The organism is Methylobacter sp. Wu8 (genome assembly GCF_036440755.1).
GTDB lineage: Bacteria > Pseudomonadota > Gammaproteobacteria > Methylococcales > Methylomonadaceae > Methylobacter_A > Methylobacter_A tundripaludum_A.
This window is the reverse complement of the sequence record NZ_JAZGVT010000029.1, coordinates 20,131-29,848: the sequence shown is the minus strand read 5'-3', so window position 1 is coordinate 29,848 and position 9,718 is coordinate 20,131. Positions and strand designations below refer to the sequence as shown.

8 protein-coding genes and 1 pseudogene are annotated in these 9,718 nt (G+C 51.8%); 7 read left to right on the top strand and 2 right to left on the bottom strand.

Features of this window, described 5'->3' with window-relative positions; genetic code table 11:
- The first annotated feature begins 129 nt into the window (after positions 1 to 129).
- The 7 genes and pseudogenes from V3O24_RS01790 (at position 130) to V3O24_RS01760 (ending at position 7,847) form a co-directional block, all read left to right on the top strand.
- Positions 130 to 864 carry an SDR family NAD(P)-dependent oxidoreductase gene (locus V3O24_RS01790; RefSeq protein WP_331305924.1) on the top strand — a complete coding sequence of 245 codons (735 nt, stop codon included), beginning with the start codon at positions 130 to 132 and terminating at the stop codon, positions 862 to 864.
- A gap of 8 nt (positions 865 to 872) precedes the next feature.
- Positions 873 to 1,481: a DUF1326 domain-containing protein gene (locus V3O24_RS01785; RefSeq protein WP_331305923.1), complete on the top strand. Its 609-nt coding sequence runs from the start codon at positions 873 to 875 to the stop codon at positions 1,479 to 1,481.
- Positions 1,481 to 2,227: a DUF2182 domain-containing protein gene (locus V3O24_RS01780; protein ID WP_331305922.1), complete on the top strand. Its 747-nt coding sequence runs from the start codon at positions 1,481 to 1,483 to the stop codon at positions 2,225 to 2,227. The genes V3O24_RS01785 and V3O24_RS01780 overlap by 1 nt, the downstream gene beginning before the upstream one ends.
- A 157-nt stretch (positions 2,228 to 2,384) precedes the next feature.
- Positions 2,385 to 3,401: a L,D-transpeptidase family protein gene (locus tag V3O24_RS01775; RefSeq protein WP_331305921.1), complete on the top strand. Its 1,017-nt coding sequence runs from the start codon at positions 2,385 to 2,387 to the stop codon at positions 3,399 to 3,401.
- A gap of 135 nt (positions 3,402 to 3,536) precedes the next feature.
- Positions 3,537 to 4,043 (top strand): annotated as a pseudogene (locus V3O24_RS01770) (Kdo hydroxylase family protein); the annotation flags it as partial.
- A 449-nt stretch (positions 4,044 to 4,492) separates the two neighbouring features.
- Positions 4,493 to 6,307 (top strand): sigma 54-interacting transcriptional regulator, encoded by a 1,815-nt coding sequence (locus V3O24_RS01765; RefSeq protein WP_331305920.1) that lies wholly within the window; start codon positions 4,493 to 4,495, stop codon positions 6,305 to 6,307.
- Positions 6,308 to 6,743: 436 nt separating this feature from the next.
- Positions 6,744 to 7,847, top strand: a complete 1,104-nt coding sequence (locus tag V3O24_RS01760; RefSeq protein WP_331305919.1) for a protoglobin domain-containing protein — start codon at positions 6,744 to 6,746, stop codon at positions 7,845 to 7,847.
- 297 nt (positions 7,848 to 8,144) lie between these two features.
- On the opposite strand, the gene V3O24_RS01755 is transcribed toward V3O24_RS01760, so the two are convergent.
- Positions 8,145 to 8,423 carry a cytochrome c gene (locus V3O24_RS01755; RefSeq protein WP_331305918.1) on the bottom strand — a complete coding sequence of 93 codons (279 nt, stop codon included), beginning with the start codon at positions 8,421 to 8,423 and terminating at the stop codon, positions 8,145 to 8,147.
- 7 nt (positions 8,424 to 8,430) lie between these two features.
- Positions 8,431 to 9,633: a molybdopterin-dependent oxidoreductase gene (locus tag V3O24_RS01750; RefSeq protein WP_331305917.1), complete on the bottom strand. Its 1,203-nt coding sequence runs from the start codon at positions 9,631 to 9,633 to the stop codon at positions 8,431 to 8,433.
- Positions 9,634 to 9,718 lie beyond the last annotated feature (85 nt).

Below are 9,718 nucleotides of genomic sequence, written 5' to 3'. Positions count from 1 at the left end.
AGCCTTTAGCCTTTAGCCTTTAGCCTTTAGCCTTTAGCCTTTAGCCTTTAGCCTTTAGCCTTTAGCCTTTAGCCTTTAGCCTTTAGCCTTTAGCTCTTTCTCAATGATGTGCAATTTAGGAAACTCACCATGGAGCAAAAATGTTCAGCCGTTATTATCGGGGTAGGCCCGGAACGTGGCTTGGGCGCTACACTCGCCAAATATTTTGCAGCAAAAGGTTTACACGTTTATATAGCCGGACGCAGTGAAGACAAGCTTCAACAGGTCGCGGAAAGAATCAGGCAAAGAGGCGGCTCAGCCACCACCGTGCTGGCCGATGCAACCGTTGAATCCGACGTCGCGCATTTATTCAAAATAGCCCGACTGGATGCTTACCGTATCGATATTGCCGCTTATAATGTGGACAGTAATATCCCGTCGCCGTTATTGGAAACGGATGCGGAAACCTTTACCGCGCTTTGGCAGCAAAATTGTCTGGGCGCTTTTTTCTTCGGCAAGGAAGCGGTTAAGGCAATGAAGGAGGGGCAAAAAGGAACGCTGTTCTTTACCGGCGCCACGGCGTCGCTCAGAGCAAAACCGCCGTTTACCGCATTTGCGGCCGCGAAAGCGGGTTTACGGGCGTTGGCGCAAGGCATGGCCAGAGAGTTTTCGCCGCAGGGCGTTCATGTGGTTCATGCGGTCATTGACGGCGTGATTGACGGCGAACGGGCGGAAAACCAGTTCCCGGACTATGTTAAAGCCAAAGGCAAGGACGGCTTGCTGCAATTGGACGCCATCGCCGAAACCTATTGGGCCATGCACAAACAACACCCCAGCGCATGGACTCATGAACTGGATTTGAGACCGTTTAAAGAACCGTTTTAGGGAATACTATGTCGGAAATCAAAAACTGGATGTTGCAGGGCAGTTATTTTGAAACCTGCAACTGTGACACAGCCTGTCCTTGCGTATGGCTGCAACCGCCTACAACAGGCGATTGTAAGCTGTTGGCGGCATGGCATATCGACCAGGGGCAGCTGGATGGAGAATCGCTGGATGGTTTGAATGTTGCGATGGCGTGCTATTCGCCGGGGAATATGAAAGACGGCAACTGGCAAGCGGCGTTATATGTCGACGAGCGGGCCGATGACAGTCAATTTGATGCGCTGGTGCAAATTTTTAGCGGCCGGCAAGGCGGACACCCCGCTATTTTAATGAGCTTTGTCGGTGAAGTTTTAGGCGTGAAAAAAGTGAAAATCGATTACCAGCGGCAGGGCGGCGCCCGGTGTGTGACTATTCCCAATATAGCCCAGGCCGAGATTGAAAGCATTCAAGGCATAACCGGCGGGCCGGCAACCATTAATAATCCGCCGTTGTGCGTGGTGACAAGTCATCCTTCAATTGTCGCCAAATCGAAAAAATATCAATACCAAGATTACGATAAAAACTGGGAATTTTCCGAGCGTAACGGTTATTTTTCCGCTTTTGTTTATCAGCCGTAATGGGGCGTTTTATTGTTGCTAATGTATTGGCGGTGATTTTTGCCGCCTGGGGCTATCTGTTTTACCAGCATGAGCAAATGGCGTCCCAGCCGATGTCGGGTATGTGGATGCCTCCCGCTACGCTGTCGGCGTGGAATTTGGTAGACTTCGCGTTAGTTTATTTTATGTGGGCCGTCATGATGGCGGCCATGATGCTGCCCTCCGCGATCCCGATGATTCTGGCCTTTGGCCGGGTTTGCAGGCAACAGAATAAACCTTCCTATCAATTGACCGGTCTGTTCATTTTGGCTTATCTGGTAATATGGTTATTATTCAGTTGCGCGTTAACGTTGCTGCAATGGCAAATGCATGGACTGGCCTGGTTGTCGCCGATGATGGATAACCAAAACCCGGTATTAGCCGCCGGTATTTTGTTTTTGGCCGGCTTTTACCAGTTTACGCCGATCAAGAATGCCTGCCTGACATACTGCAAAACCCCGGTGGGATTTTTATTAACCGAATGGCAGGAGGGGGCGGCAGGCGCATTCAAGATGGGACTGAAGCATGGTGCGTACTGTTTGGGCTGCTGCTGGGCGCAAATGCTGATCATGTTTGCCGTCGGCGTGATGAACCTGTTGGGGATGGCTTTGCTAACCTTGCTGGTTATATCGGAGAAATCCATGCCGCTGCAATCAAAGTTTATTTGCAAAGCGGTCGGCGTCGCCTTTCTGGTCTGGGGCGTTTTCCTGATTTATCCAGCGTTTTAAATGCTTACTTAGGAACATGCATAAATTAATTTAAGCAATCACCATGAAGCGCATGAAGGACATGAAGACTTAAATCCTTCATGTGCTTCATGGTTTAAAAATAAAATTTGCTCAAGTTATTTCATGCACGATCCTTTATGAACCCGAGAACATTATTATGATGAAAATTCGTTCGCTATTTGCTGTTTTGATTTTACTGTCCGCCGGTAACGGTGTTGCTCATGCCACGACCTACGCATTGCCGGAAAACAGCAATGACAGCGTCATCACCCAGTTCCATGACGATGTGCCGTTAACACGTGCTGAACAAGACGAGACCTTGCTGGATGTGGCCAGGCGCTTTCTACTGGGGCAAGCGGAAATCGTGAGGTTAAACCCCGACGTCGACCGCTGGCATATCAAAAAGGACGAGATTGTTCGTTTACCCAATAAACGTATTTTACCGGATACGCCGCACGAAGGGATTACCTTAAATATTGCCGAATACCGCATGTATTATTATCCGCCGGTTCAGAAAGGGGCCGCGCCACAGGTAATGTCCTATGCTCACGGCGTAGGCAGACAAGACTGGAAAACGCCTATGGGTAAAACCAGTATTGTGCAAAAAGTCAAAGATCCGGCCTGGCATCCGCCGGAATCGATCAGGCGCGAACATGCGGCAAATGGCGATCCGCTGCCTGCGGTGGTTCCACCGGGTCCCCATAATCCTCTGGGCGCCTACAAGATGCATCTGGCCGTTCCCGGCGGCTACCTGATACACGGCACCGATATCGACAAAATTTACGGTATCGGCATGCAGATAACGCACGGCTGCGTGCGGATGTACCCTGAAGATATTGAGGCCTTATACAATTCGGTTCCGGTAGGAACGCCTGTTTATATCGTTAAGCAACCGATCAAGGTCGGATGGCTGGACAATACGCTTTACATCGAAGCGCATCCCGATTTGGAAGGCGAGGAAACAACGTTGGCTCAAAAAGTCGATACGGCGTTAAAGCTTATTCAAAAAGCCGCCATGACCGCAAGCGCCCCGGCGCAGAACCCGCCTGAATTTGACCGGGCGGCGTTAAATAAAGCCCTTACAGCCTTGGACGGAAATCCGGTGGCGCTTTATCAAAGATTACCTTCGCCGGTATCGTTGTCCGCAACGGGTCACGCTCCAATCATTAGGTAGCCGCACCGGTTACATTAACGGCGGTTCGCAAAACGGTAAGCTCTTCGGAAGAATAGCCTGCTGTTAGGCTATGCATTTTTAAGAAAGTGGTAATCTTATTGGCGTGTACACACTCCGTTATAAGTAGAGGTTGCCGGACGGCGGACTTCGTGGCGAAAAGACGATACGCGATTGCACGTCGACAGTTTTCCTTCGGCGCCTGTCCAGGGCAAGAGAATCCTTCGTGTTTTCAGCAATGTAAATCCCGATGGAAAGTGTCGCCACTGGCGGCTTGGCGAATCATTTGAGTACATCGCTAAGCGTTTTCTGCCTTCCATGCCCGGCCCTGTTTGGGGCAGCAGCCGACTGTTTCAATGGTGCGGGATCACCAAGAGTCGGCGTAGCGTCTACGACCATTTTATGCTGCAATTACATGACCGTATGAAAGCGGATCTGGCTTACCAGTCGAGCGTGGATCAAATCGATTTTGAGTTCCCTCCGGGCAGTACATGGATCGCATTTACCGACCAAGTGTCACACGCCGTCATGTCGGGGCAGTACCTCTTGGAACAAACCTTTTACTTGCCCGTTACTTCGATGTTGGATCCGTCAAGATCGCCACTGCAAATTCTTGAACGATTGTCAGGCCGAAAACTAACGTAATACCAAGCGAGATGAAGTTTTAGAAGCTGTTTAAAAACCTAACAAATTCCTCATAAAAGACGGTGTGCCTCGGTAATTTTGATAAATACCTCGGCCGTATCGGTTAAGCGCTCATAATCCTTGAAAAGCCGTTTGGAATAACTGCCATTGCTCATCGGTTAAATTCGTCAAATACGACCGCCAGCCCTCCTAAGCCAAAATTACTGTAGTTTAACCGACCGTTTTGATTTTTAAACAGCTTCTTAGGATCGTGCATAAATTAATTTAGGCAATTACCATGAAGCGCATGAAGGACATGAAGACTTAAACCTTTCATGCCGCTTCATGTCCTTCATGGTTAAAAAATGAAAAATAAGACGTGCTCAAATTATTTCATGCACGTTCCTTAGTTTGTCGAAGGACCGATGCAGCGCTTCCTTAGGCGAGTAGATTTTATGTGTGAATCCGATATGAGAACAAAGCCGTTGACCCCAAATTTATCCGCCGAACATTTGTTGCAACATATGCCTGTGCCGACGTTCGTATTGAATGCCAGGCATCAGGTGGTGATCTGGAACAAGGCTTGCGAGCAATTGACCGGCCTGAAAGCTGCGGAGATGATCGGCACCGATCAGCATTGGCGCGGCTTTTACACCGAAAAACGCCCGTGCCTGGCGGACTTGCTGCTGGATCGCACCTTGGGCGAAGTGTCCAGTCTCTATGAGCAAGCCAGCGACTTTACGTCTTACAGCGACATTTGCCATACCGAAAACTGGTGCTTGATGCCGGACGGCCGCAGGCTTTATCTGGTCATTGATGCCGGAACCATCAGCAATGAGCAAGGCGAGGTGGTCGCGATCGTCGAAACCCAGCGCGACCGGACCGAACAAAGACTGACGATGCAGGCGTTGGCCGAAAGCGAACAGCGGATTTTCTCGATCCTCGGTTCGGCGATGGACGCCATCGTTACCATCGACCAGCAACACCGGATCACGCTGTTCAATGCCGCGGCGGCCAGAATCTTCCGTTGCGCGGCGGACTTTGCGATCGGCCAGCCGGTCGAGCGCTTCATCGCGCCGCATTGCAGCAAACTGTTCATGCAATTTATCGCGTTCGATAACGTTAGCGCCAAAACCCAGGCCTGGGCGCCGGAAGGCCTCAGCGCCCGGCGCGCCGACGGCGAGGAATTCCCGATCGAAGCCACCTTTTCGCCGCTGGAAGCCCACGATCAAAAACTCTATACCATTATCCTGCGGGACGTGAATGACCGCCGCCTCGCCGAACAGAAACTGGACCGGTTGCAACAGGAAAAAGGCTACTTGCAGGAAGTGCTCAACGACGACCACAATCCCGGCGATTTTGTCAGCGGCTCCAAGCTGATGCGGACGGTCATGGAACAGGTGCGGATGGTGGCGCGTACCGATACGCCGGTCTTGCTGCTCGGCGAAACCGGCACCGGCAAGGAATTGCTGGCCCGCGCGATACATGAATTCAGCGACCGCAGCGCTGCGATCCTGGTCAAGGTCAATTGCGCGGCGCTGCCCGCCGAATTGATCGAGAGCGAATTGTTCGGCCATGAAAAAGGCGCGTTCACCGGCGCGACCCAGCAGCGCAAAGGCCGCTTCGAGCTGGCCGACGGCGGCAGCCTGTTTCTTGACGAACTCGGCGAACTGTCCCTGTCGGCGCAGGCCAAGTTGCTCCGGGTGTTGCAGGAGCAGGAATTCGAGCGGGTAGGCGGCAGCGAAACCATCCGGGTCGATGTGCGGGTGATCGCGGCAACCAACCGCAATCTGGCCGAGGAGGTCAGTCTGGGTCGCTTCCGTTCCGATCTGTATTACCGGTTGAATGTGTTTCCTGTCGAAGTGCCGGCGTTGCGGCAGCGGGCGGCGGATATTCCATTGTTGGCGCGGTTTTTCCTGACCAAATACGCCAAGAAATTCGGTAAGCGCTTTGACGACATCGATCCCGCCGGTCTGGACTATTTACGTCAATATTTGTGGCCCGGCAACGTCCGCGAATTGCAAAACGTCATCGAACGGGCGGTGATTCTGTCCCAAGGTTCGCTGTTGGAAATAGCGCCGTTGCAGCCCACTCGCGCCCATCCCGAAGCCGCTATCGGCAAGCTGCGGACCTTGGACGCGGTGGAGCGCGAATACATAACGCGCACCCTCGAAGCAACCGGCTGGCAGATTTCCGGCGCCAAGGGCTCAGCGGCGATTTTGGGCATGAATCCGAATACCTTGCGCTCCAGGATGTTGAAGTTGGGGATTTCCAGGGCGGGGTAATGGTGTGTTGGGCCGCGCCGATAATGGTCAATTTTTGCTTGTGGCTGCGGTATGGAGGCGGTGGATAGGGAACTGTACTTTGTTTGTCCCATCTTATAGCCCTGGCTGTTTCGGAATGATGCAATTGTTTTGCCCGGCTATCTTCTTCATGCGATATCAACTCTGCCGGAAGGCGATACACGCCTACTAGGCACGCTGAGGATGGATAAAAAGGAATCCCCGAGCGTACCGCCTGTGGCAACGAAAAAGCATAATGCGTCTATTCGGCTGGATTCAACTAGCTTGCTTTATGTTTGATGACTCTTACGCTATTCTTAATTATCAGGTTGCCCCTTTAATGGCTTGATAAAATGCCGACACTTCTATCTCACCAGGACCCCCTTTCTTTTTCAGAGCAGTGATGGTTAAATTTGAAAATTAGATATTGGAGATAGAATTGAAACAAACCGATCAAACTTTACTCGAGCAGATGCGAATTACTGAGTTCGATATCGATAATCGTAAAGCGCTACTTGCCCTGTCCAATGAGGATGTCAACCTCCTGAAAGACTATCGTCCAATCATTGAGAGTAGAGTCGATGCCTTGGTGGATACTTTTTATCAAATGCAGACCAGCGTAGCCGAAATCGCGCTGTTGATAGGCGACGCGGATACGCTGGATCGCCTGAAGAATGCGCAGCGCAGATATGTGCTTGATTTATTTAGCGGAATATACGACCTCGAGTATGTGAACAACCGGCTCAGGATTGGCTTGGTACACAAACGTATTGGTGTCGAGCCGAAGTTGTATCTCGCTGCGATAAATGTCCTCAAGAGCCTACTGCTGGAAATCATTTTCGAAACGCTCCCCGAAAAGACAGAGCGTCAGGCCATGCTTGCAGCGCTCGACAAATTGCTGTTGTTCGACATAACGTTGGTGTTTGAAACCTATATTCGCAGCCTGGTTTCGGAAATCGAAATTTCCAAGGCAAAGTCCGAGCGTTATGCCTGCGTACTGGAAGAAAAGGTCAAGGAACGCACTCAGCAGCTCGAAGAGTTAACCCGCATCGATTCACTGACAGGTTTGCTAAGCGTGCGTTACTTGAACGAAACGCTGACCAGAACACTGCGGACCGCTCAACGTCGCCACGAGCCGGTATCTATTGTTTATATGGATATAAACGAATTTAAGGCCATTAATGACACTCAAGGCCATCCGCACGGCGACCATATCCTGCGCGCGGTTGGTGCAGCGATCAAGAAAATTTCCCGTGAAGAAGATTGCTGTTTTCGTTATGGTGGCGATGAATTTTGTTTAATACTGCCTAACTGTGAAGAAGAACCGGCTCGGGAGATATACATCAATCGTCTCAATATTGAAATCAGCCGGTGCTTGAAAAATGTAACACTGAGCGTCGGTATCGTGCAAACCGGCCCTGATAAATACGGCGAGCCTGATGCCCTGATCCGGCAAGCCGATGAAGAAATGTACGCCGCTAAGAAAGCATCCAAAATCGATGATAGGTCGGGAAACGCTGTTGACGTTGAAAAAACTGCTTGATTAAGCCGGAAGACGGGGGCAGGCCCTAGATTCGACATAAAAGCCCGGAAGGGTACGCTACCACACTAACGTATATATTATGTTCTCAAGCAGCTGCTTTGCCAGAATCAATCCCGTCTATTCTGGGTACGCGCAACACACCCTAGATTTTTTTAATCAATGGGGTTAGATTAAATTGATTCAGGAGCAAGTAGCCTGGATGAAGCGTAGCGGAATCGAGGGCTTCGGAGCTACGATTATCCCGTATTCCGCTACGCTACATACGGGCTACGCACTGTGGTTTCCAGGTTGGTTTTCTTATTTCCCGTAATTCTGCGCCAGATAATCGATGATGATCCGTTTGTCGGCATCATTGATCGGCGCACCCATAACATTGATCATCTTGCCGACTGTTTTTTCCCAGCCGGCCCGGTCCAGAACCGCGGCGTGTTCGGTGATATAGTCCAGGCTGTGACACATTGCGCACTGCGCAACGACTTGGTTTTTGCCGGGCCTGTCCTTCAGAAATATCCGGCTTTCCCCGGCTGTTGCGGTGGCGGCTAAAAACGATAACAACAAAATCAGCGTTCGCATCATGTTCTCCTCAAGCCAGCTGGATGGTGATTTTTTGCACGGCGTTATGGTGGTAACCGGAAGGATTCGGGATCGGCTCCGGTGGTTGGCTGTCGCCGGAATGGCTGGTGGCGCGGGCCATAATCCGGTAGGTTCCGGGGTGTTTAGGATCAAAGACCCAGCGCCATTGGCGCCAGGAAAAGCGTCCGTAATCCTGTTTCAGTGCGGCCTGATGCCAACTGACGCCGCCATCCGTGGAGACGTCCACGCGCGCGATGCCGTTGCCGCCATCCCAGGCGACGCCCTTGATTTCGATCGGCTTGGCGTTAGGCAAGGTCTGTCCGTCTGTCAGGTTGGTGATCAATGAATTGACCAGTATTTCCGTGATCGGCATAGCCGTCTCGGTTTCCTGCGAGCTGAATTGTCCGCTGGGGAACCGGTCCTTGGGGATGCGGTAAGCGGTCTTCATCCAAAAGCCGTCGAAGGGTTTGGAGATGACGTTCACCGCAGTCAGATGCTTGATCCAATAGGTGGCGGTCCAGCCGGGAATGATCAGTCGGGCGGGGAAGCCGTTCCAGTGGGGCAAAGGTTCGCCGTTCATCTCGAAGGCGATCAGAGTGTTCTCATCCAGCGCTTTCGCCAACGGCAGGCTTTTGACAAAATCCGGCGTTGTCGGCAGCACGCCGGAATCTGCGCCGGCCAGACTCACTTCCAGCGCGGATTTGTCGATCCCGGCCCCCGCAAGCACGTCTTTCAGGCGAACGCCGCGCCAGAGCGCATTGCCCATTGCACCGGAACCCCACTGTAATCCGGGGACGGGCGGTTGAAATGCTCCCCGTCGATTACCGGAGCATAAACAAAGAGCGGCGATTTCGACTTGTTCGAAATCTCTGCGTAATTGCTCAAGGCTGAGTTCCAACGGAGCGCGAACCGCATCGCCGCCTATGCGCAGCCGCCATTCGCTGGTTTTTATCTCGGGAATGACGGCGTTATGGTAACGCACGAAGAAGCGATTGTTGGGCGTAAACGGCGCGTCGAAATAATTGATCGGCGTTTCGTAATTGGGAGGACGGTAAGTTTTTTTGATCAGCGCCTCTTTGCCGGGAAGAGCATCCGGGACCGTCGGTTCCTCGGCACCCGCAGCCGCCAAGCCGGACCGTTGCAACAAAGCTAAACCGCCGACCGCTGCCAGGCTGCCTGCGGTTTTCTTGATAAAGTGTCTTCTGTCGACCATAAACTATCTCCTCGGTTGGATGTAAAGCTATGCTTTGAACGATCAAAATTACGGAAAATCAATATCGAGTTAGGCCGTAGGTTGA

What these genes read in the sequence shown, in the direction of transcription:
- V3O24_RS01775 (WP_331305921.1), top strand. Translation starts at nt 2,385, where the DNA reads ATGATGAAAATTCGTTCGCTATTTGCTGTTTTGATTTTACTGTCCGCC.
- V3O24_RS01780 (WP_331305922.1), top strand. Translation starts at nt 1,481, where the DNA reads ATGGGGCGTTTTATTGTTGCTAATGTATTGGCGGTGATTTTTGCCGCC.
- V3O24_RS01790 (WP_331305924.1), top strand. Translation starts at nt 130, where the DNA reads ATGGAGCAAAAATGTTCAGCCGTTATTATCGGGGTAGGCCCGGAACGT.
- V3O24_RS01765 (WP_331305920.1), top strand. Translation starts at nt 4,493, where the DNA reads ATGAGAACAAAGCCGTTGACCCCAAATTTATCCGCCGAACATTTGTTG.
- V3O24_RS01750 (WP_331305917.1), bottom strand. Translation starts at nt 9,633, where the DNA reads ATGGTCGACAGAAGACACTTTATCAAGAAAACCGCAGGCAGCCTGGCA.
- V3O24_RS01755 (WP_331305918.1), bottom strand. Translation starts at nt 8,423, where the DNA reads ATGATGCGAACGCTGATTTTGTTGTTATCGTTTTTAGCCGCCACCGCA.
- V3O24_RS01785 (WP_331305923.1), top strand. Translation starts at nt 873, where the DNA reads ATGTCGGAAATCAAAAACTGGATGTTGCAGGGCAGTTATTTTGAAACC.